26 protein-coding genes and 1 pseudogene are annotated in these 24,771 nt (G+C 62.6%); 13 read left to right on the forward strand and 14 right to left on the reverse strand.

The window, feature by feature from the left end; genetic code table 11:
- Positions 1–9: 9 nt before the first annotated feature.
- The 3 genes from NKH21_RS00825 to NKH21_RS00835 form a co-directional block, all read right to left on the reverse strand.
- Positions 10–357, reverse strand: coding sequence for a DUF1491 family protein (locus tag NKH21_RS00825; RefSeq protein WP_352862719.1), 348 nt, complete (start codon positions 355–357; stop codon positions 10–12).
- A 95-nt stretch (positions 358–452) separates the two neighbouring features.
- On the reverse strand, positions 453–1,226 hold the full coding sequence (locus tag NKH21_RS00830; protein WP_352862720.1) for a peptidoglycan-binding domain-containing protein: 774 nt from the start codon (positions 1,224–1,226) through the stop codon (positions 453–455).
- The gene (locus NKH21_RS00835) at positions 1,201–2,946 is read right to left on the reverse strand and encodes an ATP-binding protein (protein ID WP_352862889.1); all 1,746 of its coding nucleotides are present in this window, start codon (positions 2,944–2,946) and stop codon (positions 1,201–1,203) included. Before NKH21_RS00835 ends, NKH21_RS00830 begins: the two co-directional genes overlap by 26 nt.
- A 519-nt stretch (positions 2,947–3,465) precedes the next feature.
- On the opposite strand from NKH21_RS00835, the gene NKH21_RS00840 reads away from it, so the two are divergent.
- The gene (locus tag NKH21_RS00840; protein ID WP_352862890.1) at positions 3,466–3,834 is read left to right on the forward strand and encodes a DUF5330 domain-containing protein; all 369 of its coding nucleotides are present in this window, start codon (positions 3,466–3,468) and stop codon (positions 3,832–3,834) included.
- Between the two features lie 112 nt (positions 3,835–3,946).
- A complete protein-coding gene (locus NKH21_RS00845) occupies positions 3,947–4,372 on the forward strand; it encodes a SufE family protein (protein ID WP_352862721.1) in 426 nt (141 codons plus the stop codon).
- 102 nt (positions 4,373–4,474) lie between these two features.
- Here NKH21_RS00845 and NKH21_RS00850 read toward each other — a convergent pair whose 3' ends face one another.
- Complete coding sequence (locus NKH21_RS00850) at positions 4,475–4,900, reverse strand: Ros/MucR family transcriptional regulator (protein WP_023677844.1); 426 nt, start codon at positions 4,898–4,900, stop codon at positions 4,475–4,477.
- Positions 4,901–5,576: 676 nt separating this feature from the next.
- Here NKH21_RS00850 and NKH21_RS00855 point away from each other — a divergent pair.
- The 3 genes from NKH21_RS00855 to NKH21_RS00865 all read left to right on the forward strand — a co-directional run bounded on the left by NKH21_RS00855 (position 5,577) and on the right by NKH21_RS00865 (position 8,938).
- Positions 5,577–7,703: a S9 family peptidase gene (locus NKH21_RS00855; protein ID WP_352862722.1), complete on the forward strand. Its 2,127-nt coding sequence runs from the start codon at positions 5,577–5,579 to the stop codon at positions 7,701–7,703.
- Between the two features lie 80 nt (positions 7,704–7,783).
- Positions 7,784–8,410 carry a LysE family translocator gene (locus NKH21_RS00860; protein ID WP_352862723.1) on the forward strand — a complete coding sequence of 209 codons (627 nt, stop codon included), beginning with the start codon at positions 7,784–7,786 and terminating at the stop codon, positions 8,408–8,410.
- A 144-nt stretch (positions 8,411–8,554) separates the two neighbouring features.
- Positions 8,555–8,938 carry an SET domain-containing protein gene (locus NKH21_RS00865; protein WP_352862724.1) on the forward strand — a complete coding sequence of 128 codons (384 nt, stop codon included), beginning with the start codon at positions 8,555–8,557 and terminating at the stop codon, positions 8,936–8,938.
- 12 nt (positions 8,939–8,950) lie between these two features.
- On the opposite strand, the gene NKH21_RS00870 is transcribed toward NKH21_RS00865, so the two are convergent.
- The 4 genes from NKH21_RS00870 to NKH21_RS00885 all read right to left on the reverse strand — a co-directional run bounded on the left by NKH21_RS00870 (position 8,951) and on the right by NKH21_RS00885 (position 12,110).
- The gene (locus tag NKH21_RS00870) at positions 8,951–9,901 is read right to left on the reverse strand and encodes a cytochrome c (protein WP_352862725.1); all 951 of its coding nucleotides are present in this window, start codon (positions 9,899–9,901) and stop codon (positions 8,951–8,953) included.
- A gap of 9 nt (positions 9,902–9,910) precedes the next feature.
- Positions 9,911–10,354 carry a c-type cytochrome gene (locus NKH21_RS00875; protein ID WP_254819933.1) on the reverse strand — a complete coding sequence of 148 codons (444 nt, stop codon included), beginning with the start codon at positions 10,352–10,354 and terminating at the stop codon, positions 9,911–9,913.
- 173 nt (positions 10,355–10,527) lie between these two features.
- Complete coding sequence (locus tag NKH21_RS00880; protein ID WP_023677850.1) at positions 10,528–11,124, reverse strand: superoxide dismutase; 597 nt, start codon at positions 11,122–11,124, stop codon at positions 10,528–10,530.
- Positions 11,125–11,231: 107 nt separating this feature from the next.
- Positions 11,232–12,110 (reverse strand): branched-chain amino acid aminotransferase, encoded by an 879-nt coding sequence (locus tag NKH21_RS00885; protein ID WP_352862726.1) that lies wholly within the window; start codon positions 12,108–12,110, stop codon positions 11,232–11,234.
- Positions 12,111–12,261: 151 nt separating this feature from the next.
- On the opposite strand from NKH21_RS00885, the gene NKH21_RS00890 reads away from it, so the two are divergent.
- The 3 genes from NKH21_RS00890 (at position 12,262) to NKH21_RS00900 (ending at position 14,636) form a co-directional block, all read left to right on the forward strand.
- Positions 12,262–12,924, forward strand: a complete 663-nt coding sequence (locus NKH21_RS00890; protein ID WP_352665873.1) for a haloacid dehalogenase type II — start codon at positions 12,262–12,264, stop codon at positions 12,922–12,924.
- Between the two features lie 187 nt (positions 12,925–13,111).
- On the forward strand, positions 13,112–13,936 hold the full coding sequence (locus NKH21_RS00895; protein ID WP_352862727.1) for a L,D-transpeptidase: 825 nt from the start codon (positions 13,112–13,114) through the stop codon (positions 13,934–13,936).
- A 352-nt stretch (positions 13,937–14,288) separates the two neighbouring features.
- Positions 14,289–14,636, forward strand: a complete 348-nt coding sequence (locus NKH21_RS00900; protein ID WP_352862728.1) for a hypothetical protein — start codon at positions 14,289–14,291, stop codon at positions 14,634–14,636.
- 83 nt (positions 14,637–14,719) lie between these two features.
- On the opposite strand, the pseudogene NKH21_RS00905 reads toward NKH21_RS00900, so the two are convergent.
- The 4 genes and pseudogenes from NKH21_RS00905 to NKH21_RS00920 form a co-directional block, all read right to left on the reverse strand.
- Positions 14,720–14,872, reverse strand: a pseudogene (locus tag NKH21_RS00905) (helicase HerA-like domain-containing protein); the annotation flags it as partial.
- A gap of 163 nt (positions 14,873–15,035) precedes the next feature.
- Positions 15,036–15,917, reverse strand: a complete 882-nt coding sequence (locus NKH21_RS00910) for a pirin family protein (protein ID WP_352862729.1) — start codon at positions 15,915–15,917, stop codon at positions 15,036–15,038.
- Complete coding sequence (locus NKH21_RS00915) at positions 15,914–16,261, reverse strand: DoxX family protein (RefSeq protein WP_352862730.1); 348 nt, start codon at positions 16,259–16,261, stop codon at positions 15,914–15,916. Before NKH21_RS00915 ends, NKH21_RS00910 begins: the two co-directional genes overlap by 4 nt.
- A gap of 126 nt (positions 16,262–16,387) precedes the next feature.
- Positions 16,388–16,996 (reverse strand): isochorismatase family protein, encoded by a 609-nt coding sequence (locus tag NKH21_RS00920; RefSeq protein ID WP_352862731.1) that lies wholly within the window; start codon positions 16,994–16,996, stop codon positions 16,388–16,390.
- Positions 16,997–17,113: 117 nt separating this feature from the next.
- Between NKH21_RS00920 and NKH21_RS00925 the strand changes: the two genes are divergently transcribed.
- Complete coding sequence (locus NKH21_RS00925) at positions 17,114–17,986, forward strand: LysR family transcriptional regulator (RefSeq protein ID WP_352862732.1); 873 nt, start codon at positions 17,114–17,116, stop codon at positions 17,984–17,986.
- Positions 17,987–18,235: 249 nt separating this feature from the next.
- Here the strand turns inward: NKH21_RS00925 and NKH21_RS00930 are convergent, their stop codons facing one another.
- A complete protein-coding gene (locus NKH21_RS00930) occupies positions 18,236–19,768 on the reverse strand; it encodes a helicase HerA-like C-terminal domain-containing protein (protein WP_352862733.1) in 1,533 nt (510 codons plus the stop codon).
- A 275-nt stretch (positions 19,769–20,043) separates the two neighbouring features.
- Between NKH21_RS00930 and NKH21_RS00935 the strand changes: the two genes are divergently transcribed.
- From NKH21_RS00935 to NKH21_RS00950, 4 genes are all read left to right on the forward strand, one after another.
- Complete coding sequence (locus NKH21_RS00935) at positions 20,044–21,486, forward strand: methylmalonyl-CoA mutase subunit beta (protein ID WP_352862734.1); 1,443 nt, start codon at positions 20,044–20,046, stop codon at positions 21,484–21,486.
- The gene (gene scpA, locus NKH21_RS00940) at positions 21,483–23,606 is read left to right on the forward strand and encodes a methylmalonyl-CoA mutase (protein ID WP_352862735.1); all 2,124 of its coding nucleotides are present in this window, start codon (positions 21,483–21,485) and stop codon (positions 23,604–23,606) included. The genes NKH21_RS00935 and scpA overlap by 4 nt, the downstream gene beginning before the upstream one ends.
- A 72-nt stretch (positions 23,607–23,678) precedes the next feature.
- Entirely contained in the window at positions 23,679–23,900 is a 222-nt protein-coding gene (locus NKH21_RS00945; RefSeq protein ID WP_352862736.1) for an AbrB/MazE/SpoVT family DNA-binding domain-containing protein, read from the forward strand.
- A complete protein-coding gene (locus tag NKH21_RS00950) occupies positions 23,897–24,286 on the forward strand; it encodes a type II toxin-antitoxin system death-on-curing family toxin (RefSeq protein WP_352862737.1) in 390 nt (129 codons plus the stop codon). The genes NKH21_RS00945 and NKH21_RS00950 overlap by 4 nt, the downstream gene beginning before the upstream one ends.
- Here the strand turns inward: NKH21_RS00950 and NKH21_RS00955 are convergent.
- Positions 24,283–24,756 carry a GreA/GreB family elongation factor gene (locus NKH21_RS00955; protein ID WP_352862738.1) on the reverse strand — a complete coding sequence of 158 codons (474 nt, stop codon included), beginning with the start codon at positions 24,754–24,756 and terminating at the stop codon, positions 24,283–24,285. The two genes, NKH21_RS00950 and NKH21_RS00955, sit on opposite strands and share 4 nt — an antisense overlap.
- Positions 24,757–24,771 lie beyond the last annotated feature (15 nt).

Below are 24,771 nucleotides of genomic sequence, written 5' to 3' on the forward strand. Positions count from 1 at the left end.
GGCTTGCCGTTAAGACGCCTTGACCGAGATAAGCTCCTCGACGGGAATGGCGCCCGCCTCGATTTCGACCACCCAGATATCCGGATCGAATCTCTTCTCGCGCTCCAGCCTCGCGTCAAAGATGGCGGCATCGTCGCCTTCGCCAAGCAGGCTGAAAAAACGGTCGTCCGGCCTGGCCGAATCGTAGCTCGTCTGCGGCGCCGGCCCGAACAGCGCCATCTCCCCCAGCCTGCCCCGCGCCAGCACGAAAACCGCACCGGCTTCCGTCGCGCCGCGCTTGACCACGGCGGCAAAGCCGCCGGCGCTGAAAACCCGGCGTAACAGCGCCGACACCCACAGATCGGTGGTTACCCGCATAAAAAATTCCTGGACATGCGGCGGTCCTTACAGCATCGGCCGGAAGACCGTAAACGGTCTTTGCCGAGCCGACCGCCAAGCGGCCGTCACGACCCTCAGTTGGTCAGGCCGATCTCGCGCATCTTGACGTAGACGATCTCGTCGGGCTCGCCGGTCTCGGGCAGGCCGAACAGCGCCTGGAATTCCTTGATCGCGGCCTTGGTGCGCGCGCCGACGACACCATCCAATTGCATGTCGTCATTGCCGAACGCTTTCAGTCCGGCCTGGATCTTGACGATGCGCGGATCAGGCGTTTGCGCTGCCGCATTTGCCGGTGCGGACACCGGAATGGCGGCCGGAGCAGCGGCCGTTTCGACCGGCCGCGGCACGGGATGCGGAACCACGGCCGCGGTCTTTGGCGTGGCGCCCAGTTGATCCAGCAGGACGCCGTCGATCTCCCCGGAGGCATTCAATCCGACCTTCTGCTGATAGGCTTGGATGGCCTTGCGCGTATTCGGTCCGGGAATACCGTCGACGGTGCCGGAATAGAAATCGAGATCCTTCAATATGCCCTGGACCTGTTCGACGACCGGGTCGCTCTTGATCGGCGCAGCGGCCGGACGCACGATGTTGATGGTGGTTTCGGGCTCGTCGCTCTCCGCCCGCGGAAAGCGTTCGATGCTTCTGGTGGCGAAAAACGCGCCGGCATGCGGAAAGGGCTGGTACCAAAGGGCGTTCGCCGAGACGTAGAACAGCGTCACCAGGAATGCCGTGGAGCAGCCGACCACAACCGGATTGCGCGAGATCAGGCTGCCCAGGGCCATCGCTCCGTGTTCGAAGGCATTGCCGCGGCGTTTGACCGCCTTAGGCTGTTTTGCGGAGCGACCCATTGCTCTCCCCTTTGCCACCGTCCGCTCTGGCTTTGGCTGCGGACATCGGCACCACGCCGGTCTTCTCCGTCGAGCGGCCCGTCGGGCCGCTCACGGGAAGGCTGATCGTCACCGTGGTGCCCTCGCCCGGCATGCTTTCGATCGACATGGTGCCTTCGTGCAGCGCCACCAGCCCCTTCACCAGCGAAAGCCCGAGCCCGGTGCCTTCGAAACGGCGCGTATAGTCGTTCTGGATCTGCATGAACGGCTTGCCGAGATTGGCGAAATCTTCCTCGGCAATGCCGATGCCGGTGTCCCGGACCCAGAAATGCAGCCGCGAGCCGATGCGCTTGGCGCCGATGACGACATTGCCGCCTTCGGGCGTGAACTTGATCGCGTTAGAGACAAGATTGATCAGGATCTGCTGCACGGCGCGACGGTCGGCATTTATTTCGCCCGCGTCCGGCGCGATCTGGGCCTGCAGATCGATGGCCTTTGCCTCGGCTTGCAGGCACATCATCGACTGGCACATCTCGACCGCTTCGCGGAAGCGGAACGGTTCCGGTTCGGTCGCGTAGGCGCCCGATTCGATCCGCGACACGTCGAGTATTGAGGTGACGACGGCAAGCAGGTGCTGGCCCGAATCCCTGACCAGCCCGACATATTCCTTCTGGCGCGGATCCTTGAAGCTGCCGAACATCTCGTGCAGCAGCATGTCGGAAAAGCCGATGATCGCATTGAGCGGGGTGCGCAACTCATGGCTGACGACGGCAAGGAAACGTCCTTTTGCCACCTCGGCGGAGGCAGCCGCCTCATTGGCGGCGGCAAGCTCCTGGCGCAGTCCGGCCAGTTCATCGTTCTCGCGCAGAAGAAGCGTAAAGACAGTCCCCTGCGCCGGCGCGCGCATCATCTCGAGCGAGAACGGCCGGTAATTGTCGGCCGTCACGCCGCTGCTCTGCGGCAGCCGGACGCGAAGGTCGAGCCGGCGCGACAGGGCGCCATCGCGCATATCGGCCAGCGCACTGAGATACGGGACGCGGTCGGACAGATGGATGCGATCGAAAAGTCCGGTGCCGAAAAGCAACTCCGGTGGCAGCCTCAGCATCGTGCGTGCCTTGGCCGACACGTCCAGAACCTCGCCATGCGCCGCGATTCGCAGCACGACGGCGTCGATGAGGTCTTCGAGCCGGTCGCTGCCGGCCGGATCGAGCTGTGCGCTGGCGGCGCCACGAAGCGGAGCGATACGCGGAATGAGCGTGAGTGCCCAGGCCAGTGGTACCAGCCAGTGCCATGCGGCGATTTCGGTCTGGTCGAGCGGCAAGACGGAACCGGCTAAAGGCTGCAGCAAGACTGCGACAAGGGCAGATATGGCGCCCCAGGTCACGGCACGGCGCGACTGGCCGATCCACCAGGCTTCAAACGGCAGCGCCACGGCGAGCAAGGCAACTGGCGAGGCGACACCACCGGCGGCAGCGATAAGTGCACCGAGCGCAACGCTGCCGACGACCAAGGCGAGTTGGCCGGCCAGGGTCATCTTGCCCGATGCAGCCACCAGCAGGGCGGCGAACCAGCAAAGGCCGAACGCCGCAAAGATCGCAGCCACAGTCACGGCCGCACCCATGCCCGACGTGACCAGCGTCACCGCTGCACCCGCGCTGAAGAAAGGGGTCGCCAGCATGACGCCAATGAACCGGCTGTGGCGGCGACGATCGCTCTGGCCGAGGACGGACGGATGAACCATCCGTTCGCAACCGGCGGCTATCGCGCCCGGCAACTCGGCGTATCTGGCCTTGATCGCACTCAACTCAACGCACCCGGTCGTGAACGGCCCTGCTTTGCAGGCGGCTTTTGTCGATCCGAAACTCGCATCCAGCGTTTAAGGAATGGATAAGGCTGGGCCGATCGTCCCCCGGCAGGCTGCAAATATCGAGATTCCGGCGGGGAAAAACCGGGGCAATTGCCGCCATAGTAAACGGAGCGTTATCCGGACCGCCCGCGCCTGGCGTTGCGGCCGATGGCATCAAACTGTCACCAATGCAAAAAATAACGAGGAAAAACAAGTGGTTGGATGGTTATCATTTGCTGAATAAAATCTGAGCCTTTCGAGGCTAATGAACTTCAAAACGCTTCGTTTCGAATCTGCCTAAAATTTGAGGAAAACTGTTGCTTTCGGGACAAGCCGTCCTTTGCGCGTCTGTGCCAGTATCGCGGTACAAGGGTTGTGCGGTTCGGATGCATGACCGTCATAAAGGACAGACAGATGGGCTTTTTGATAAGAGCTGCTTTCTGGTTTTCGCTGGTGCTTCTGGCGCTGCCGCTGGGTGTCGGCGCCGATGATGCGGGCCGCGAAAGCGTCGGGCCGCTCCAGGCGCTGTTTGCCGCGCGCGAAGCCCTCGGCGACATCGCCGGCATCTGCGAGCGCAAGCCGGACGTGTGCGAGACCGGCAAATCGGCAATGCACACCATCACCGCCCGGGCGAAGGAGACCGCCAAGATCGCGGCCGCCATGCTGGACCACAAGGCCGCTGAACCCGATACGGTGACGACTACCGGCAGCGTGCCCGAGGAAATCGTCTTGCCGGCGAAAGTCGATCTGCCGGCCAAACTGCACTTGCCGGCGAAGAACTGAGACGGTTTCGGCCGAATCCATCGCCAGACCGCAAGGCAACCCGCTTTCGGCGCCTGCGGCGTTTCCCCTCTTTTTCCGTGACGTGGCAGCGCCGGATGACTATATCCGGGGAATGACGACGATCCAGACCATCCGCGAGGACTTTTCCCTGCTCGACGAGTGGGAAGACCGCTATCGCTATGTGATTGAACTGGGTGAAGCGCTGCCGCCGTTTCCCGACGAGCAACGCATACCGGCCAACAAGGTGCCCGGCTGCGTCAGCCAGGTCTGGTTGACCACCGAACAGGACGAAGGCGCCGATCCCGTTATCACCTTCAAGGGCGATTCCGACGCGCATATCGTGCGCGGCCTGGTCGCCATCATGCTGGCGCTGTTTTCGGGACGGCCGGCCAGCGAAATCCAGAGGACTGACGCAGAGGCAACGCTAAAGGCACTCGGACTTGACGAGCACCTGTCGCCGCAGCGCGCCAATGGTCTTCGCTCTATGGTCAAGCGCATCAAGCGTGATGCCGAAGCAGCGTTGAAGCAGACCGCCTGACCGGACGGCAGTTGCAGGCACCATGGCGGGTTCGACCTTGACCCATAATACGAAACGGCGCCCGCAGGCGCCGTTTGAGTGTCAAACCGGAAGAGCCGCTTGTCAGCGCCCCTTGCGCTTGCGGCCGAGACCCATCTTCTTGGCGAGCTGCGAACGGGCGGCCGCATAATTGGGCGCAACCATCGGATAGCTCGGGTCCAGGTTCCACTTTTCGCGATACTGGTCCGGCGTCAGATCATAGTGGGTCATCAAGTGACGCTTGAGCGACTTGAACTTCTTGCCGTCTTCAAGACAGATGATGTAGTCGTCATGCACCGAACGCTTCGGATTTACCGCCGGCTTCTGCTTGTCGGCAGGCGGCTGCTCGGCGGCCCCGCCGACGCGCCCGAGAGCGGCATGGACATCGGCGATAAGGTTCGGCAGTTCGCCGACCGGTACGGGATTGTTGCTGACATAGGCGGCCACCACGTCGGCGGTGAGCTCGATCAGCGCGTCACTGTTTCTGGAAGGTGTTTCGGTAATATCCATGGCGTTCAGGCCCCAACGAGAATTGTTTCTGTTTGCGCCCGTTTCGATAGTTGGGCATCGCGCGAACTTGTGCAGGAAAAAGCCTCCGCGATTCGCGTCGCGGCATCTTAATGGGCCGGGCCGCCAAGTAAGTCAATTCGCTTCTTTCGGTCTATTCAGCGATACAAGTCAAATCTTCCATATTCAGCTTCACTCTTTCGTGCAAAGTGTAACTTTGCCGTTTTTTCTGGTCAGACCAGCATCGACTGACGCCGCGGCAAGCAGCCATTACACAAACGGCAGCAGGTAAATAGAGTTCGATGCTTGACCCTGCCGGCGGCATTACAGCCTGGATGATCGGCGGATTCAGTAAAATCATAGGTTGCGAAGCGTTACTGTTGCTCGCGGGCCGTCGGCAAGAGCGGTGCGCCGTGTCATTGAAATGGGGTAATGTATTTCCGTAGACCCAGCCATATCGGCCACTTGCCAAGCCGCGAAGGCAATTGCATGAGATTGACCGGCACTGGCAGGGGTCATCGCAGCGACGGCGAGAACCGCGGCAGTCCGAGAAGAAATATTCGTTATCCGCTCCTCCAGCCCGTCCTCTCGAGCCACCACAACAATAGATCATAGCCCTTGAACCCGCGCTGCTCGGCGTGTTCATTCGCCATTCAAGTAGCTTCCACAGCGAGACGCAATGACCAAAACCCCAGTGTTTCCGACCGCCACGTTTCCGACCGCCACCCCGCCGCAGCCGGAGAAGCGGCCGATCTTCGACACGCATCACGGCATGACGCGGACGGATGACTACGCCTGGCTGAGGGCCACCAATTGGCAAGAGATGTTCAGGGATCCGTCCCTGCTCGACGGCCAAATCCGCGCCAACCTCGAAGCCGAGAATGCTTACCAGGCGGCGCTGATGGCCGATACGGTCCAACTGCAGAAGCAGCTTTTCGCGGAAATGAAGGGACGCATCAAGGAAGACGATTCTTCCGTGCCGATGAAGGACGGGCCTTACGCCTACGGCTCCTCCTTCAAGCTTGGCGGCCAGCAGCCGCGTTATTTCCGCACGGCGCGTGACGGCGGCGACAAGCAGATCTTGCTCGACGGCGATGCCGAGGCCGAGGGCAAGCCGTATTTCCGCCTGGGCGGCGTCGATCATTCGGACGACCACAGCAAGCTGCTCTGGGCCTTCGACGACAAGGGTTCCGAATTCTACACGCTGCGCGTCCGCGATCTGGCCGGCGGCAACGATCTGGCGGACAGGGTCCCGGACACCGGCGGTGGCGGTGTGTGGGATGCCGGCAATGACGGTTTTTTCTACACCCGCCTAGACCCCAACCACCGTCCTTCCAAAGTGCTGTTCCATGCGCTCGGCGACGGTCCTGAAAACGACCGGCTGATCTACGAGGAGACCGATCCCGGCTTCTTCATGGATGTCGGCGGCACGCGCTCCAACGAGTGGATCATGATCGGCATCAACGACCATGAGACCTCGGAATACCGCATCATGAGCGCCAACGATCCGTTCGCAGAGCCGAAGCTGGTGGCGGCGCGCCAGACCGGCCTGCAGTACGAGCTCGAGGAAGGCGGCGACATTTTCTTCATCCTCACCAATGCCGACGGCGCCAAGGACTTCAAGATCATGACGGCGCCGGCGCATGATCCGGCGCGCGCCAACTGGCAGGAACTGGTGCCGCACGAAGCGGGGCGGCTGATCCTTTCGGTGATCGGCTTCAAGGACCACATGGTCCGGCTCGAGCGCAAGGAAGGCCTGCCGCGCATCGTGGTGCGCGACCGCAAGAGCGGCGAGGAGCACCTGATCTCCTTCGACGAGGAAGCCTTCTCGCTCGGCCTGTCCGGCTCCTACGAATACGACACCGAGATCATGCGCTTTTCCTATTCGTCGATGACGACCCCGGCGCAGGTCTTCGACTACAACATGCGCACCCGCGAGCGCGTGCTGCTCAAGACCCAGGAAGTGCCGTCCGGCCACGACACGGAACACTACGTCACACGCCGGCTGATGGCACCCGCCGCCGACGGCGAACTGGTGCCGATCTCGCTCCTCCATCACCGCGACACGCCGCTCGACGGGTCGGCGCCTTGCCTGCTTTACGGCTACGGCTCGTATGGCATCACCGTGCCGGCCGCATTCAACACCAATTTGTTTTCGCTGGTCGACCGCGGCTTTGTCTACGCGATAGCTCATGTTCGCGGCGGCAAGGACAAGGGCTATGGCTGGTACGACGACGGCAAGCGGGCGAACAAGATGAACACGTTCACCGATTTCATCGCGGTCGCCCAGCACCTCGTCGCCGAGCGCTACACGGCCCATGACCGCATTGTGGCACAGGGCGGTTCAGCCGGCGGCATGCTGATGGGCGCTGTCGCCAACATGGCACCGCAATGCTTCGGCGGCATCGTGGCAGAGGTTCCCTTCGTCGACGTGCTGACCACCATGCTCGACGCCAGCTTGCCGCTGACGCCGCCGGAATGGCCGGAATGGGGCAATCCGATCGCCTCGGCGGAGGATTACCGGACCATCGCCGCCTATTCACCCTACGACAATGTCACCGCGCTCGACTATCCGCCGATCCTGGCGCTGGCCGGCCTGACCGACCCGCGCGTTACCTATTGGGAGCCGGCCAAATGGGTGGCGCGGGTGCGCGACCGCAAGACAGGTGGGAATCCGGTGCTGTTCAAGATCAACATGGATTCAGGCCACGCCGGTGCTTCCGGCCGGTTCTCCAGGCTGGAGGAAATCGCGTTCACCTACGCCTTCGCGCTCAAGGTGACAGGCAAGGCCGAGCTTGCGGCGTGAAAACCCGGGGGTGAGCGGTTATTGCCTTCCGCCCCGAGACGTGGCTTTCATTCGCGGTCAGAGTTGCGGAGACGCCACCAATGATCGATCTCACCACACTGATTGCGTATGTCGCGATTGTGCTTGGCTTTGTCTTCATCCCGGGTCCCGCCACCCTTTTGACCGTGGCGCGGGCTACCAGTTCCGGAACCAGGGTTGGCATTGCGACCGGCGCGGGGATCGCGACCGGCGACGTGGTTCACACCTTCATGGCGATCGTCGGCATTTCGGCGATCATTGCCACGTCGGCGGCGCTTTTCAGCATCGTGAAGTACATCGGCGCGGCCTACCTCATTTATCTCGGCACTCGAGCGATCGTCGAGAAAACGCCTGCCTATCCGGCCGCCGGCGCACTTGCGGTCCCCGCCGCCAAAGCATTTCGGCAGGCTGTTTTGACCGAGGTTCTCAACCCCAAGACCGCGCTTTTCTTCCTTGCATTTCTTCCGCAGTTCGTGCGGCCTGAAAACGGATCGGTGATGCTTCAACTGGCGACCTTGGGCGTGATCTTTGTTCTGTTGGGCCTCGTCAGCACGGTGGTTTTCGCCGTGGGTGCGGGCGGCCTCGGCGCTTTCCTGCGCCGAAACCCGACGGTGCTGAGATGGCAAGGCAAGGCTGTCGGCGGCATCTATTGCGCCTTGGGCATTCGGTTGGCGCTGCAACAGCGCTAGGGACTCGACAGGCGACGCCGTATGAAGCTTCGGAAACTGAGCAGGCACAGCTGATTTTCCGCTCGCAATTGCAAAGGTCGCGCGCTACCCAGTGCGCGGCCTTTTCACGGCCGCCGCCAACACTCAATCACCCAGGGATCTGCCATGTTGCTCGTCGATGTCTATCTCGACAAATCGCCCATCCAGGGCATCGGCGTCTTTGCCAAAAACCACATTCCCCGCGGCACGCTGGTCTGGAAGCTCGACCCCAAATACGACCGCCGCATCGAGGTGGCGGCCTACGAGCGGGAAACCGGGCCGGTGAAAACCTATCTCGACCGCTACGCCTACCCGGACCGGCGCGACCCGAACTACATCGTCTTCGAAGCCGACGATGCGCGCTACATGAACCATGCCGACGACCCGAATTGCGACGTCTCGCAGCCCGAGGAGACCTATGCCTTGCGGGATATTGCCCCCGGCGAGGAAATGACCTGCGACTACAATCATTTCTTCGAAACCGGCTTCGACTTTCTCGGCGACCGCTAGACCGGACAGCGGCTAGCTCGCTGGCTTCTTGCGCGCCGGATAGCCGTTGGGATGCGGCGGCACGGCTTTCAAATAGGCCGCGATCGCCGCGCGGTCCTCCGGGGTCAGCACGGCCATGTTCCGCTGCACGTCGACCATGGCACCGCCAACCGTATCGAAATCCGGCGTGAAGCCGGTTTCGAGATAGTTGGCGATGTCGGCTTCGGACCAGTCGGCGATGCCGCCCTCGCCCGACGTGATGTTCGGCACGATGCCGCTGCCTTCGGCGGCGGCCGCACCTGCCAGCCATTGGCTCTTCCTGGTGCCGCCGGTAAGGTCCCGCGGCGTGTGGCATTCGCCGCAATGGCCGGGGCCTTCGACCAGATAGCGGCCTGTCAACACCGGATCCGATGTGCCGTCGGGAAAGGAAACGACCGGCTGGTCGCTCAGATAGAGCAGCTTCCACAGACCAAGACCGCGTCGGACGCTAAAGGGAAATGCCAGCGAATTGGCGGGCGCCTTGCCGGCGACCGCGGGTAACGTCTTGAGGAATGCATAGAGATCGGCAATGTCGGCCGGCTTCATGCGCGCGTAGGAGGTGTAGGGAAACGCAGGATAGAGATGCTCGCCCGAGGGCGACACGCCCTTCAGCATGGCGTTGGCAAGATCCTCGACCGACCAGGCGCCGATGCCGTCCCTGGTATCTTGCGAGATGTTCGGCGGCACGAAGGTGCCGAATGGCGTCTTGAGTTCAAGGCCGCCGACCAACTGAAGGCGGGCGTCGCCTTGCGAGCCGGGCTTGGCATGACATGATGTGCAGCCGCCGGCGTAGAAGATGCGCTTGCCCCTGGCGGCGTCGCCAGGACCAAGCTCAGCCAGCGTTGCGGCATCGAGCCTGACCGGAGCCGACAGGAACCAGCCGGCAATCGCGGCCGCACCGCCGAGAACGAGGGCGGCGCCGACAAGTTTCTTCAGCAAGCGCATTGCCCGCCATCAGCCTTTTTTCACCCTGTAGTTTTGATGACAGTTGCCGCAGCCGCCGCCGATGGTGTTGAACTGTGCCTTCAACGCCTCGGCATCCGCAGGTGCTGCGGCGACCGCCGCCTTGACGTCGGCGAGGTACTTGCCTTCAGCCGTCTTGAAGCCGGCCATGTCCTGCCAGATTTTTGGCGACGCGGTAGTGTCGCCGGTGTCGCTGCCCGCCGGGAAAAGCGTGTCGACGCCGGCATGGAATTTCTCGGCGTTGGCCTGCAGTGCCTGCAACGCCGTCAGCACCGAAGCTGCGTCGTAGGGCGTCTCGCCCTTGACCACTTTCGACAAGCCGGCGGCGATCTTGCCACGTTCCTTCATCAGGGCCTGCCGGTCAGCGACCGGGTCGGCAAATGCCGCCGAACCGGCGAAGGCGAGCATCGAGATGGCGAGGATAAGCTTTCTCATTCACTTGGCTCCATGTTGAAGGCATTCAGGATGCGGTCCCACCCCGATGACAAACGGCAAAGATGGCTTAAAAATTCCGACGCTTCGCCTCACGCTTGCGTGAAATTTTTGCAGCTGTCGTTCTGATGCTGAAAAAGAAAAGCCCCGGTTCTGCCGGGGCTTTCTGGAACGGATCAGGCCTTTTCGTAGAGTTCGAGCACATAGTCCCAGTTGATGAGACTGTCGACGAAGGCTTCGAGATATTTCGGCCGGGCGTTGCGATAATCTATGTAATAGGAATGTTCCCAGACATCGACGCCGAGGATCGGCGTCGCGCCATGGACGAGCGGGTTCTCGCCATTCGGCGTCTTCGAGATCGCCAGCTTGCCGTCCTTGACCGAGACCCAGGCCCAGCCCGAACCGAACTGGGTGGTGCCGGCGGCGATGAAGTCGGCCTTGAACTTGTCGTAGCCGCCAAGATCGCTGTCAACCGCCTTTTGCAATGCACCCGGCAGCTTGTTGCCGCCGCCGCCCTTCTTCATCCATTTCCAGAAATGGATATGATTGTAGTGCTGGGCGGCATTGTTGAAGAGCCCCGCATTCTTGCCGAAGGACTGTTTGACGGCTTCTTCGACCGACAAATCGCCCATGCCCGCCTCGGCGGCCAGCTTGTTGCCGTTGTCGACATAGGCCTTGTGGTGCTTGTCGTGGTGATATTCCAGCGTTTCCTTGGACATGTAAGGCTGCAAAGCCTCGTAATCATAGGGCAAGGCGGGCAATTCAAAAGCCATCGGTCGTACTCCCTCGTGGAAAAATCCGGTGTCGATACCGGACTAACATAGGACTGGATTGGTCTGGAACAACTCCGGAAACGAAGCGCCGGCCGCTTTTTAGCGGGTCAGCCGGGCGAAGTCGAATGCGCCCATTCCCAATAGAGTTCGCGCGCCTTCTTGGCCACCGGTCCGGGCTGCAGATTGCGATCCTCGATACGGGTGACCGGCACGACTTTCGAGTGGTTTCCGGTCGAGAAGATTTCGTCTGCCTCCAGGAAATCGCGGATCGACAGCGTCTTTTCCGTCGTCGTGAACCCGTATTCGCCAAGCAAGGCCATGGTGCGCGCGCGGGTAATGCCGGACAGGAAGGTGCCGTTCGGCGCCGGCGTCAGGACATGGCCGTCCTTGACCAGGAAAATATTCGAGGTGCCGGTCTCGGCGACGTTGCCCAGCATGTCGAGCACGAGCGCATTGTCGAAGCCGCGCATCTTGGCTTCGAGGATGGCTCGGCCGTTGTTGGGATAAAGGCAGCCGGCCTTGGCGTTGGTCGGCATGGTTTCGATGGTCGGGCGCCGGAACGGCGACACCGTCACCGAAAACCCAGCCGGCGAGATCATCGGCGATTCGTAGAGGCAAAGGCAGAAACGAGTCGAGGCCGGGTCGGCCGGCACGCCCATATAGCCGCCATGCTCGGCCCAATACATCGGCCTAATATAGACCGCCGTCTTGCCGTCGAACTTCTTCAGCCCGTCCCAGGTCAGGCCGACGATCTTTTCGGTGCTCATCGTCGGTTTCAGGCCGAGCGCGATCGCCGAGGCGTTTACCCGCGCTGCATGGCGATCGAGATCGGGAGCGACGCCCTCGAACCAGCGGGCGCCGTCGAACACGCTGGTGCCGAGCCACATGGCGTGGCTGCGCGGCCCTAGAATGGCAACGTTGCCCTCGTACCAGTCGCCGTCGACGAAGGTCCATGTCGCGGATTGCGCCGCAGTCGCCAGTGTCATTGCCAGGTTCCGTCCGATGCTCGTTGCGGCGCATTGGAAGATGCTTTGGCGGCCGCCGTCAACCGGCTTGGCTGAGATTTGTTGAGGCCAGCGGGCGGGCGGACTGCAATCAGCGCTTGCGCCTTGCCTTACGCGGCCTCAAAACTGTCGGATGCAGTTCGCGGCTTACGTTTTCGATGCCTATGGCACGCTGTTCGACGTGCATGCGGCCGTGCGCCGTCACGCCGACCAGATCGGGCCGGACGGCCAGTTGCTGTCCGAGATCTGGCGCGCCAAGCAGCTGGAATATTCCTGGGTCAGGACGCTGATGGGGGCCTATGCCGATTTCTGGCAGCTCACGGAGCAGGCGCTCGACTTCGCCCTGCGCAAGGTTCCATCCGCAGATGCCGGGCTGAGAGCGAAGCTGCTCGAGGCCTATTGGCGGCTGGACTGCTATCCGGAGGTACCGGCCGTGCTCAAGGCGCTCAAGGCATCGGGGGCAAGGCTGGCGATCCTGTCCAACGGTTCGCCTGAAATGCTGGAGGCCGCCGTCAAGTCCGCCGCGCTCGACCAGGTCCTGGACGACATCTTTTCCGTCGACAGCGTCAGGCGCTTCAAGACCGATCCGTCGGTCTACGACATGGTCACCACGGGCTGGCGCCTCTATCCAGGCGCTGTCTCGTTCCAGTCCTCCAACCGCTGGGACGTCGCCGGCGCCACCAAATTCGGCTTCAGGACGGTGTGGATCAACCGTGCCAATCAGCCAGAGGAATACCGGGATTTCCCGCCGGCTCTGATCCTGCCGTCCCTCGAAGGCCTGGTTGCCGCGGGTTGACACCGGAAATGTTGCGTCGGCGCAACAGTGACGATCCAGTCACAGCTTTGCCTTTGTTTGTCCACCCTGCGGCCAGAATTGGAACAGCCTATCGCGCCGGGCATTGCTCGAGCACCCTGCGCGCAACCGGGCGCGCAACCGGACGCATTTATGCTTTGTTGCGATTTGAGACTTAAAAAAGGCAATCATGTTCACACCCCCATCGTCCTCTTTTCGCCTGAGCCGTCGCGGTTTCCTCAACGCAGCAGCCCTTGGCGCCGCCTCGGTCGCGGTCTCCAGTTGCACAACGCTGTCGCAACAGCCGGTCGAGCCACCGCCGCCGACCTATGTCGAGCCGGCGCTCGGCGACTATGTGACGATGTATGGGCCGATGTCGGACGGCGGCTTCGAGCTGCCGGCCATACCGGTCGACAAGATCGACCCGCAGTTCCTGCGCCAGATCGTTGACGATCCGACCGGGCAGCAGCCGGGCACCATCGTCGTCGACACGACCAATCACTTCCTCTACCTGGTGCGCCCGGGCGGCCAGGCGATCCGCTATGGCGTCGGGCTCGGCCGCGCCGGCTTCGAATGGTCGGGCGATGCCGTGGTCCAATGGAAGCAGAAATGGCCGAAATGGACGCCGCCGGACGAAATGATAGCGCGGCAGCCGGAGTTGAAGCCGTACAGCGCCGATAATGGCGGCATGCCGGGGGGGCTCAAGAACCCGCTAGGCGCGCGGGCGCTCTATCTCTTCCAGGGCAACCAGGACACGCTCTACCGCTTGCACGGTTCGCCGGAATGGAGGTCGATCGGCAAATCGGTGTCGTCGGGCTGTGTTCGCCTGATGAACCAGGACATTATCGATCTCTACGACCGTGTGCCGAACAAGACCCCCGTCGTGGTGACGGCCGATATCGGCCAGCCGATGGTGGCGACAGCAAACCGCAAAGCCATTCCGATCGACGCCGGCGTGCCGGAAGGATCGATCCTGCTCGGCCCGATAAAATCGATCACAAACTCGATCTTCTGAGCTGGCCGAAAGCGCGGGCGGCGGGCTTTCGCCGCTCTGTCTGACTTCCGGTCCAATGGCGCCCTGGCACAGGACTTTTTGCGTTATGTGGCAATTTATCACCCAAACGCGACGTCCACCGTCAGCGTGCCAACGGCAGATCTGCGCCGCTATCTATACTCGTTGCGCTGACAACGTCCGTATTCTGCAAGCGGCCATCGTTTATTACAGTCCTTGGAGGCCGCTCAGACAAGAGCAGACTTCCGAACTGACGCAAATAGCCGGTGGGTACTTAGAGGGTGGTAATGCGCAGTGACTTCGGCCGCCCAGCAGTCTAGGCTAGCATGCCTGCTGTCCGCACGAAGATTGCCGCATGCCCCGTTTTCTTGCCGTCTACACCATGAAGCCCGAAGACCTCGCCCGCTTTCGCAGCCTGCCTAAGCCCGAGCAGGACGCGATTGATGCCGTCGGCCTACAGCATTGGGCGGACTGGGAGGAGAGAAATTCCGCATTTTTCCCCGATCGCGGCGGCATGGTCGGTAAGACGAGGCGCGTTACCAGGGACGGCATCGCCGACGCCGTGAACCCTTTCTGCGGCTATATTGTCGTCGAGGCCGATACCATCGATGCCGCCGCCCGCCTGTTCGAGAACCACCCGCATTTCACGGTCTTCCCGGGAGACGGCGTGGACATCATGCCCTTCCTTACCGACCCGACTTGAACATCCTGGCGCTATTGGCATTTCGCACTAATATGGCGCGACGGTAGCTCATCGCGCGAAGCTGAACTTCGCCCTGCCTCCGGGATCTCGAAAGCGGATTCGCGATCGACGGTCTGGTCGTATTGTCCCGCAACCGAGCTTTCCGCGATAAGCTTGCGGCGCTCTTCGGGCGTGATCGGGCCAAGGCGCGAGGACGGCCTGTCGATCAGCGTCCGCACCATGGACGGCGCACTCTTCCCAAGCCAGCCGGCCGCGACGAAAACAGCGACCGCCGCCGCTCTCTGCAAAGCACCAAGGACGCGGCCGCGCGCCAATGCCCGTTCCAGCCGCCGTGCAGCATCGGCCGTCGCGGGCCGCGCCATTGGCTTCGCCGAGACCAGCGCCTGCGATCGGCGGTTCCTAGCGGAGCACCGGCACCGGTCCACTACTGTGTGGCGGCAGTTGCCGTTCGCGCTCAATCAGCTCCTTGTGCAAATCCATGATACGCCGTTCCCCGGCCTTCAGCGCCTCTGCCGAGGTGTGAACCGAATAGTTCCCTAGATGGAGCGAATGCGGGTGCGGTGCGGCGCTACCAATCACCAGCTTTGCATCGACCACACCAGTCGAGCGCATCTCGATGGCGCGGTCGCTGTCGTCGAATATTATCATCTCGCCCGCCGACGCTGGCGCATCGAGCATAACCTCGCCGCTTGAAACCGCGAGCCATCCCACGGTTTGGCCGGCGGGCGTTTCATACCGCCAGCTCTCGCCCGGCTTCAACGTCACGATGAGATAGTTGACGCCAGCCTGCGCGCGGACGGGGCTCTGCTGCCCGTCATAGCGCCCAATGATGAGACGGGCGGGGCCGACTTCCGGAATGGAAGCGGCTTTGAGATACTGGCTCTCGGCATCCGCAAGTTCGAGGTCGGCAGGAAGCGCCAGCCAGAGCTGAAAGCCCTGGAGCCCCTTGGAATGGCCCGCTCCCAATTCCTTGCCGTGCCAGACGCCGCGGCCGGCACGCATCCACTCGACACCGCCATAGCCGATAGTGCCAGAGCTACCCTGGCCGTCATCGAAGCTCGCATCGCCTTCAGTGAAGACGGTCACAGTCGCAATGCCCGAATGTGGATGGAGGTCGAAGGGGCTCTTGCTGGAGTCCGAAAGCGAAAAGATGTCGAGGAAGACGAGCGGCTTCAACAACTCGCCGAGGTCGCTCGGGCTCATGAGCCGGGTGACCGGCCCATGAACATGGCCGCGGGTACGATAAACGACCCGCCGCGATGTGGTCACCGCCGCACTCATGCCGACACCCGTTGCGTCAGCCGGAGCAACGCAAGAGTGCTGCCGCGATACGACCAGGGGATCACGGAGGACAGGGTCAGCAGCAACGCGGCAGGCGCGGGCGATCCCGGGACCACGGTGAGGTGGGAGATGATCGCGCCTATCATGGTCGCGGCGAGCACCAGGGCGGCAGGCCCGACGAACCGCGGGCTGAGCAGCAGGATCGCGCCGCCCACCTCGATCATGCCGGTCGCGTAACGGAACCACTGGCCCAGGCCGACATGGTCGAATACATCCACCATCATCGGCATGCCGATCAGCTTGAGGGTTCCGAACAGGACTAAGGCAAAAGGCGACGAGGCCACGCAGGGCCCTCAAGATGATCCGCTGCCTATCGCTATTCATGGCTAGATCCTCTCGATAGGGAGAAAAGCGCCGCACGCCGGGGCGTGCGGCAAGGGATGAGAGCAGGACGGCTCGCCGCCCGTTGGTCACGCGCTCACGAGCGCCTGGGCCTCGACACTGTACTCTTTGAGCAACGTGCGCGCGGCGTTCGCGTAGGGTGTAGCCCAATCGCGGAATAGCTCGGTCACTAGCGCGAAGGCGGTATTGGGGACAGCGCCCGCGCGCGTCAGCCGATCAACCGCGGTCCGATGTGCGAGTTGCGACAGTCCGCCGACAGCATCGACGACGAACATGACGTCGTGACCGTCCGCCAGTGCGTCGACCACCGGAAACGCAAGGCAGATCTCGGTGTACAGCGCGCCGAAGATGAGCCGCTTGCGGCCCGTCTTTGCGACAGCCTCGCGAAAGGCAACGTCCTCCCAGGCGTTCATCGACGTGCGGTCGATGATCTGGATGCCCGGCAGCTCGTCGAGGATGGATTGACGCGTCGGATGATTGACGCCCATCTCGACGCCGACTGTTGACAGGATGATCGGGACCTTGAAGGCCTTGGCCGCCTTGATCATCAGCCGCACGTTGAGGTCGATGAGATTGGCCGGGGTCTCGGAACGGACGGTGTCGAACATCTCTTTCTGGTAGTCGATGAGTATCAGAACGGTGTCCTCGTGTTTCCAGACGCCTTGCTGCTTATTCATGGCATTTCCTTTCATCTGCGCTGGGTACTTGCCCGGCTCGTCGGTATCAATGCCGTAGCTGGTCGAGGGACGATAGCCGTGCTAAGCAGGCCACGGTGTCTCAAAAAGTGGAACGCCATGTTCGATCTGGAAGTGCTGAGTACCTTCGTTGAGGTGGCTGATGCAGGCGGGGTATCCGCGGCTGCGCGCCGGCTTGGATTGCCGAAGTCGATCGTCAGCCGGCGGCTCCAACGGCTGGAGCAGGATCTTGGCACGCAGCTACTTGTCCGCACGACGCGCGGCGCGGCACTGACCGAGGCAGGCGCCACCCTGCGCGAGCACGCTGTCCGCGCCATCTCGGAACTGGAGGCGGCCCGAGATTCGGTTTCGCCCGAAGGGGATGTGCGGGGCCGGTTGCGGATTGCGGCCCCGCTGAGCTTCGGCGTCACGCACCTTTGCTCCGTGCTGGCCGAACTGGCCAGCCGTCACCCAAGGCTGCATGTCCATACAGCCTATAGCGACCGCTTCGTCGACCTTGTCGGCGAAGGCTTCGACGTCGGCATCCGCGTGGGTATTCTGGCGGACTCAAACCTGATTGCGCGGCGGATCGCACCCTTGCGCGGGACGTGCGTCGCCAGTCCCGCCTATCTTGCTAAACATGGAACTCCCATGACACCGGACGACCTCGCCCAGCACGAATGCCTCTTGCAGGGCAACGAGACGTGGCGCTTCGTCGTCAGCGGCAAGACGATCTCGATCAGCCCGCGCGGACGCTTCAAGGCGGACAACGGCACCGCACTGTTGAGGGCTGCCTTGGCTGGGCTGGGCATTGCCGCGCTGCCCGACTTCCTGGCCGACGTGCCGATCGCGGAGGGTACGTTGAGACAAGTGATGGCGGATTATCCTCCGCCAGAGGCTGGGATCTACGTGGTGCGGCCACCTGGCGGGACCGCGCCCAGAAAGGTGCGTGCGCTGATTGACATCCTCATCGAGCGGTTCGGCGCCCGTTGAGCGTAATCGCTGCGATGGGTGGTGACCACGACGGTACCGCGAGAAAGCGGATTCAACCCATGATCGGTCATTCGTAAGCGCGTCTCCAAACCTGACGTTCGCGCTATGCGTGATGCCGCCCGTTCTGGTCGTTGAGAAATGCATGTCCGAACGGCTACTTCTGGCATAGCCGCCGTCGGTTGCCTCCAAATTTTCTGCTGAGCTTGATGCCAAGACAGCATTTGTCAAACTCGGTGGTTCGATGCTCCCTCACCGCCCCCTTGCCAAACTCCCCAGAATACCCCGCACGATCGCCCGTCCGACCGACGAGCCGACCGAGCGCACGACTGATTTGATCGCAGCCTCCGCCACCGTCTGGCGGTTGGAGGGCCGCGGCGCGCGGCGGGTGCCGGTCGGCTGGGGATCGTCGTTGCCGAAGCCGGGAATGGTCCAGCGCGAACGGCCGCTCTCCTGCTGCTGGGCTTGCGCCTCCTGGGCGTCCTTGGCCTTTTTCTGCAGCATCTCGAAAGCCGATTCGCGGTCGATGGTCTGGTCGTATTGTCCCGCAACCGGGCTCTCAGTGATCAGCTTGCGGCGCTCTTCGGGCGTGATCGGGCCAAGGCGCGAGGACGGCGGGCGGATCAGCGTCCGCTGCACTATGGACGGCACGCCCTTGGCTTCCAGCGTCGAGACCAGCGCCTCGCCGGTGCCGAGCTGCGTGATCACGGTTGCGCAGTCGAAATCGGGATTGGGCCTGAACGTCTCGGCCGCCGTCTTGACGGCTTTCTGTTCGCGCGGCGTATAGGCACGAAGTGCGTGCTGCACGCGGTTACCGATCTGGGCCAGCACCGTTTCAGGGATATCCAGCGGATTTTGCGTGACGAAATAAACGCCGACGCCCTTCGAGCGGATCAGTCGAACCACCTGCTCGACGCGGTCGACCAGCACCTTCGGCGCTTCGTCGAACAGAAGATGCGCCTCGTCGAAGAAGAAGACCAGCTTCGGCTTGTCCGGGTCGCCGACTTCCGGCAGTTCCTCAAACAGTTCCGACATCAGCCAAAGCAGGAACGTCGCATAGAGCCGTGGATTCATCATCAGCTTGTCGGCGGCGAGCACGCTGATGGCGCCGCGTCCATCGCGCGTGGTGCGCATGATATCGGCGATCCGCAATGCCGGCTCGCCGAAGAAATTGGCAGCGCCCTGCTGCTCCAGGACCAGCAGCGTGCGCTGGATCGCGCCGACCGAAGGTTTCGTCACATTGCCGTAGCGGGCGCCGATCTCGTCGGCGCGGTCGGCGATATTGGCAAGCAGTGACTGCAGGTCCTTCAAGTCGAGCAGCAAAAGGCCTTCCTCGTCGGCGATGCGGAAGGCGATGTTCATGATGCCTTCCTGCGCCTCGGAAAGGTTCATCAGCCGCGACAGAAGCAGCGGTCCCATCTCCGAGATGGTGGCGCGGATCGGGTGGCCCTGCTCGCCGAACAGATCCCAGAAGATGACCGGGAATTCCTGGAACTCATAGGGATCGAGCTTGACCTGCTCGGCCCGCTTGACCAGGAAATCCTGCGCTGTGCCCATCATGGCGATGCCCGACAGGTCGCCCTTGATGTCGGCGCAGAATACCGGCACGCCGGCATTGGAGAAACCCTCGGCCAATATCTGGAGGGTCACCGTCTTGCCGGTGCCGGTCGCGCCGGTGACCAGGCCGTGACGATTGCCATACTGCAGCAAAAGCTGTTCGGGCCGCTGATAGCTGTCGTCCGGCTTGCGGCTGGCTCCCATGAAGATACTGGTATCGTCGGCCATGTGTCCGGTCTCCGCAAACCTATAGGGTCGAATGCCCTGATCCCTTGAAGAAAAGGGAGCCCCGCCGCAGGTATAGTGAGGCCATTGCGCAGCGACAATGGGCGTCGTTGAAAATGGCTTTTGGAGCTTGCGGAACCTGCCCATGTTTGGCAATCGATTGACGGTCGCCGTCACGAAAGGCGTGTTGCACGGCATGTGTGCTGCATTGTGATATCGGGCCGGGGACCGTAGACTGACATGGTCGGCCGCTGCGGCCGCTAGAACGAGGAGAACGGATGGTCGCCGGTGCCTTGACCCTGGATGCCGAACTTCCGAACGTCGACCGGCAACGATGGCTGGCGCTGGCAGAGAAGGCGCTGGCCGGCGGGTCCTTCGAGGAAAAGCTCGTCTCGCATACGGACGACGCCATCCGCATCGAGCCGCTCTACGAGCGTTCGGTGACCGCCGAGCCTGTCGTGCGCGCCAAACCGGGTTCACCATGGATCGTCAGCCAGCGTATCGACGATCCGGACATAGGCCGCGCCAGTGCGCAGGCGCTGGAAGACATCGCGCAGGGTGCTACCGGATTGTCGCTTGTCTTCGAAGGCGCTCCGAACGCCTTCGGCTACGGCTTGCCGAGGACGGCGGAGGCGCTGGAGGGCGTGCTCGACGGCGTGCCGCTCAACCGCATCCAGATCCGCATCGACGCCCATCCCTGGAGCCGAGCCGTGGCCGACTGGCTGGTGGCGTTTTTGACCAAGCGCCGCTCCGACCCGGCAAAGCTCAACCTCTCCTTCGGCATCGATCCGGCGGCGATCTTTGCCGGGACCGGCAAGCTACGCATGTCGATCGAGGCTTTACAGGCTTCGATGCCGCAGTCGCTGGCGCATTTCTTTTCGATGGGGGTGCCCGGCGTGCTGCTGGAAGCCGACGGGCGGGTGTTCCACAATGCCGGCGCCACCGAGGCGCAGGAGCTTGGCACCATGCTCGCCTCGGCCGTCTCCTATCTGAGGCTGTTCGAGAAGGCGCGCCAGCCGCTCGTCTACGCGGCGCCGCATATCGGTTTTGCGCTGAGCGTCGACCAGGACCAGTTCGTGTCGATGGCCAAGGTCAGGGCGTTGCGCAGGCTGTGGGCGCGTGTCCAGGAGGCCTGCTCGATACCGCCCTCCACCGCCAGCATCCATGCCGAAACCTCCTTCAGGATGATGACGGCGGCCGACCCTGAAACCAACATCCTGCGCACCACCATCGCCGCTTTTGCGGCTGCCGCCGGCGGCGCGGATTCGATCGCCATCCTGCCGCACACCATCGCGCACGGCCTGCCCGCGGGTTTTGCCCGCCGCGTTTCCCGCAACGCGCAATTGATCATGGCCAATGAAAGCCACATCGACCACGTCGCCGATCCGGCTTGCGGTTCGGGCGCCGTCGAAGCCCTGACTGCGGAGCTCTGCACGGCGGCCTGGCAAGAGTTCCAGCAGATCGAGGCGGAAGGTGGCGTGCTGTCCAGCCTTGAGCAAGGCGATATCCAGAAACGCGTCCAGGCAGCTTCCGCCCGCCGCAACGCTGCCTACCAGGCGGGCGAACGGGCGATCGTCGGCACGACGCTGCACCCACCGAAAACCGAGCGTCCTGTCGAGACGCTGGCGGCGGAGAGGCGGCCTGCCTTCACCGAAGGCGTTGCGGTGTGCGAGCCGCTGTTTCCGATCCGCATCGATCAGTCGATCGGAGCCGCACCATGATCCCGGATTTCAGCCAGATCGGCTGGTCGCCGCCACGGCGGGTTCCGGTCGAGGTCAAAGGTCAGCGGATGACGCCGGAAGGCATCGCCGCCAAGCATCTCTACAACCAGGGCGATCTCAAGGGCTTGCCGCACCTCGATACCTATCCGGGCCTGCCGCCTTTCGTGCGCGGCCCCTATCCGACGATGTATGTCCAGCAACCCTGGACGATCCGGCAATATGCCGGCTTCTCGACGGCCGAAGAGTCCAACGCCTTCTACCGGCGCAACCTTGCCGCCGGCCAGAAAGGCCTGTCGGTCGCCTTCGATCTCGCCACGCATCGCGGCTACGACAGCGACCATCCGCGCGTCGCCGGTGATGTCGGCATGGCCGGCGTCGCCATCGATTCCATTCTCGACATGCGCCAGCTGTTCGACGGCATCCCGCTTAACGAGATGACGGTATCGATGACGATGAACGGCGCGGTGCTGCCGATCATGGCGCTCTATATCGTGGCGGCGGAGGAACAGGGCGTCGCGCAGAAGGATCTCGCCGGGACCATTCAGAACGACATCCTGAAAGAGTTCATGGTGCGCAACACCTACATCTATCCGCCGAAACCTTCGATGCGGATCGTGTCGGACATTTTTTCCTACACGTCGAAGCACATGCCGAAGTTCAATTCGATCTCGATCTCCGGCTACCACATGCAGGAGGCAGGTGCGACGGCGGATCTCGAGCTCGCCTACACGATTGCCGACGGTATCGAATATGCGCGCGCCGGCGTCGCGGCCGGCCTCGACATCGACCGTTTCGCGCCGCGCCTTTCCTTCTTCTGGGCGATCGGCATGAATTTCTTCATGGAAGTCGCCAAGCTGAGAGCAGCCCGCCTTTTGTGGGCCAGCCTGATGCTGAAGAACTTTTCGCCTAAGGACGATCGCTCGCTGTCGCTGCGCACCCATTGCCAGACTTCGGGCTGGTCGCTGACGGCGCAGGACCCCTACAACAACATCATCCGCACCATGATCGAGGCGATGGCCGCCACTCAAGGGCACACGCAGTCGCTGCACACCAATTCCTTCGACGAGGCAATGGCGCTGCCGACCGACCATTCGGCCCGCATCGCCCGCAACACACAGCTCATCCTGCAGAAAGAGTCCGGCACGACGCGCATCATCGACCCGTGGGGCGGCGCTGCCTATGTCGAACGGCTGACGCATGATCTGGCGGCGCGCGCGCTTGCGCATATCGAGGAGGTCGAGGACCTCGGCGGCATGGCCGCGGCGATCGAAAAGGGCCTACCGAAGCTGCGCATCGAAGAGGCTGCCGCGCGCACCCAGGCGCGCATCGATTCCGGCGAACAGATCGTGGTCGGTGTCAATGCCCACCGCCCGGAGACGGACATCGAGGTCGACGTGCTGAGGATCGACAATGCCGAAGTCAGGGCGCGGCAATTGTCGAAGCTGCAGCGGCTGAAAGGCACGCGTGACGTCGCCGCCGTCGAGAGCGCGCTCGATGCGCTGACCCGTGCTGCCGGGAGTAACGGAAACCTCCTGGAGTTCGCCATCCGGGCCGCACGCGCCAACGCCACGGTCGGCGAGATTTCGTTGGCGCTGGAAAAAGTTTTCGGCCGCCATGTCGCCTCGGTGCAGACGATCTCCGGCGTCTATCGCAACGCGCTCGGCGACAATCCAGTCGTCGACCGGCTGCAGGACAAGATCGTAGCGTTCGAGGAAAAATCCGGCGGCAAGCCGCGCATCCTGGTCGCCAAAATGGGCCAGGACGGCCATGATCGCGGCCAGAAAGTGATCGCAACCGCCTTTGCCGACCTCGGCTTCGACGTCACCGTCGGGCCGATGTTCCAGACGCCGAACGAGATCGCCAGGCTGGCGGTCGAGCATGACGTGCACATCGTCGGCGCCTCGTCGCTGGCGGCAGGCCATTTGACACTCATTCCCGAACTCAAGCTTGCGCTGACGAAGCTCGGCCGCGACGACATGCTGATCGTCGCCGGCGGCGTCATCCCGCCGCAAGATTACGACGCGGTGCGGCAGGCAGGTGCCACTGAAATCTTCCCGCCCGGCACGGTCATCCCGGAAGCGGCGGACCGGCTGATGGATCGGCTGCTGCAGGCCGGCTGACGCTTTGTTGTAATGTCTGTTGCAACGAAAACAGGCTGAGTTATAATCAGTGTTGCAACAGGATGTCTCACCATGAACACGACCATTCGTAAGATCGGCAATTCCGAAGGCGTGATCCTGCCGAAGGAAATTCTCGATCGTCTGAACCTGAAGGCCGGCGACCAGCTTCAAATCGTTGAAACAGGTGACGGTCTTGCGCTGAAGCCGGTGGACGACAGCTTCGAGCGGCAAATGAAAGCTGCCCGCGAGGTGATGGACAAATACAAGGTAGCGCTTCAGAAGCTCGCCGAATGAGCTGGGAGTTTCTGACGCGGCGTGCAGTCGAAGCGATGCACGCGGAACAGTTGCACCGACACGGCGGAGCACAAGGGTTGAGGGATGAAAATGCCCTTGAATCGGCGCTCGCACGCGCCGAGAACAAGGCCAACTACGGAGACCCGTCGGTTGAAGAACTCGCAGCCGCCTACGTCTTCGGCATTGGCAGAAATCATGCCTTTGTCGACGGCAACAAACGCACGGCCATTGTCGCTGCCGGCGCATTTCTGATTGTGAATGGTTATGCCCTGTCGGCCAATGACGGCACGCTTTACGAATTCGTCATGGGCGTCGCCGCCGGCGAAATCGACGAGGCCGGCGCCGCGGCGTTCTTCCGCGATCATGTCATCAAGCTCGAAGACTAATTGTCGGAGAGCTTGACGATCTCCCATTCCTTGCCATTGACCACGGCAACTTCGCCGACCTTCTTGGCGAACAGCGCCATCGCCATCGGCGACATATGGGAAATTGTCCCCTTGGCCGGATTGGCTTCGTCCTCGCCGACGATCTTCCAGTGCACCTTCTTGCCGTCGTCGCTTTCCAGGGTGACGCCCATACCGAAGCGAACCATGTCGCTGCCCGGTTCCGGCACCGAAAGCTCGGCGCTTTCACGCCGCGCCGTCCAATAGCGGAGATCACGCGACACCAGCGCGATCCGCTCGCGGTCGGCCCTCTTTTCGGCTCGGCCCAGTTCGTCGCGCAGAGCGGCCACCTCCGCATCGATCAGCGCGAGGCCGTGTTCCGTCACCAGATTGCGATGATGACTGATCGGCCGCTCGCCGATGCCGGCGATGGCGTTTTCGCTGTCTTCCTCGCGGGTGAAGGCCCTGCTCATCAATCGAACTTATGC

This window comes from Mesorhizobium sp. M1329, from assembly GCF_040318035.1.
Classification (GTDB): Bacteria; Pseudomonadota; Alphaproteobacteria; order Rhizobiales; family Rhizobiaceae; genus Mesorhizobium.

Bases quoted from the DNA above. Each gene is read 5' to 3' on its own strand.
- NKH21_RS00825 (WP_352862719.1), bottom strand. From the start codon at position 357: ATGCGGGTAACCACCGATCTGTGGGTGTCGGCGCTGTTACGCCGGGTT.
- NKH21_RS00830 (WP_352862720.1), bottom strand. From the start codon at position 1,226: ATGGGTCGCTCCGCAAAACAGCCTAAGGCGGTCAAACGCCGCGGCAAT.
- NKH21_RS00835 (WP_352862889.1), bottom strand. From the start codon at position 2,946: ATGGTTCATCCGTCCGTCCTCGGCCAGAGCGATCGTCGCCGCCACAGC.
- NKH21_RS00840 (WP_352862890.1), top strand. From the start codon at position 3,466: ATGGGCTTTTTGATAAGAGCTGCTTTCTGGTTTTCGCTGGTGCTTCTG.
- NKH21_RS00845 (WP_352862721.1), top strand. From the start codon at position 3,947: ATGACGACGATCCAGACCATCCGCGAGGACTTTTCCCTGCTCGACGAG.
- NKH21_RS00850 (WP_023677844.1), bottom strand. From the start codon at position 4,900: ATGGATATTACCGAAACACCTTCCAGAAACAGTGACGCGCTGATCGAG.
- NKH21_RS00855 (WP_352862722.1), top strand. From the start codon at position 5,577: ATGACCAAAACCCCAGTGTTTCCGACCGCCACGTTTCCGACCGCCACC.
- NKH21_RS00860 (WP_352862723.1), top strand. From the start codon at position 7,784: ATGATCGATCTCACCACACTGATTGCGTATGTCGCGATTGTGCTTGGC.
- NKH21_RS00865 (WP_352862724.1), top strand. From the start codon at position 8,555: ATGTTGCTCGTCGATGTCTATCTCGACAAATCGCCCATCCAGGGCATC.
- NKH21_RS00870 (WP_352862725.1), bottom strand. From the start codon at position 9,901: ATGCGCTTGCTGAAGAAACTTGTCGGCGCCGCCCTCGTTCTCGGCGGT.
- NKH21_RS00875 (WP_254819933.1), bottom strand. From the start codon at position 10,354: ATGAGAAAGCTTATCCTCGCCATCTCGATGCTCGCCTTCGCCGGTTCG.
- NKH21_RS00880 (WP_023677850.1), bottom strand. From the start codon at position 11,124: ATGGCTTTTGAATTGCCCGCCTTGCCCTATGATTACGAGGCTTTGCAG.
- NKH21_RS00885 (WP_352862726.1), bottom strand. From the start codon at position 12,110: ATGACACTGGCGACTGCGGCGCAATCCGCGACATGGACCTTCGTCGAC.
- NKH21_RS00890 (WP_352665873.1), top strand. From the start codon at position 12,262: ATGCAGTTCGCGGCTTACGTTTTCGATGCCTATGGCACGCTGTTCGAC.
- NKH21_RS00895 (WP_352862727.1), top strand. From the start codon at position 13,112: ATGTTCACACCCCCATCGTCCTCTTTTCGCCTGAGCCGTCGCGGTTTC.
- NKH21_RS00900 (WP_352862728.1), top strand. From the start codon at position 14,289: ATGCCCCGTTTTCTTGCCGTCTACACCATGAAGCCCGAAGACCTCGCC.
- NKH21_RS00910 (WP_352862729.1), bottom strand. From the start codon at position 15,917: ATGAGTGCGGCGGTGACCACATCGCGGCGGGTCGTTTATCGTACCCGC.
- NKH21_RS00920 (WP_352862731.1), bottom strand. From the start codon at position 16,996: ATGAATAAGCAGCAAGGCGTCTGGAAACACGAGGACACCGTTCTGATA.
- NKH21_RS00925 (WP_352862732.1), top strand. From the start codon at position 17,114: ATGTTCGATCTGGAAGTGCTGAGTACCTTCGTTGAGGTGGCTGATGCA.
- NKH21_RS00930 (WP_352862733.1), bottom strand. From the start codon at position 19,768: ATGGCCGACGATACCAGTATCTTCATGGGAGCCAGCCGCAAGCCGGAC.
- NKH21_RS00935 (WP_352862734.1), top strand. From the start codon at position 20,044: ATGGTCGCCGGTGCCTTGACCCTGGATGCCGAACTTCCGAACGTCGAC.
- scpA (WP_352862735.1), top strand. From the start codon at position 21,483: ATGATCCCGGATTTCAGCCAGATCGGCTGGTCGCCGCCACGGCGGGTT.
- NKH21_RS00945 (WP_352862736.1), top strand. From the start codon at position 23,679: ATGAACACGACCATTCGTAAGATCGGCAATTCCGAAGGCGTGATCCTG.
- NKH21_RS00950 (WP_352862737.1), top strand. From the start codon at position 23,897: ATGAGCTGGGAGTTTCTGACGCGGCGTGCAGTCGAAGCGATGCACGCG.
- NKH21_RS00955 (WP_352862738.1), bottom strand. From the start codon at position 24,756: ATGAGCAGGGCCTTCACCCGCGAGGAAGACAGCGAAAACGCCATCGCC.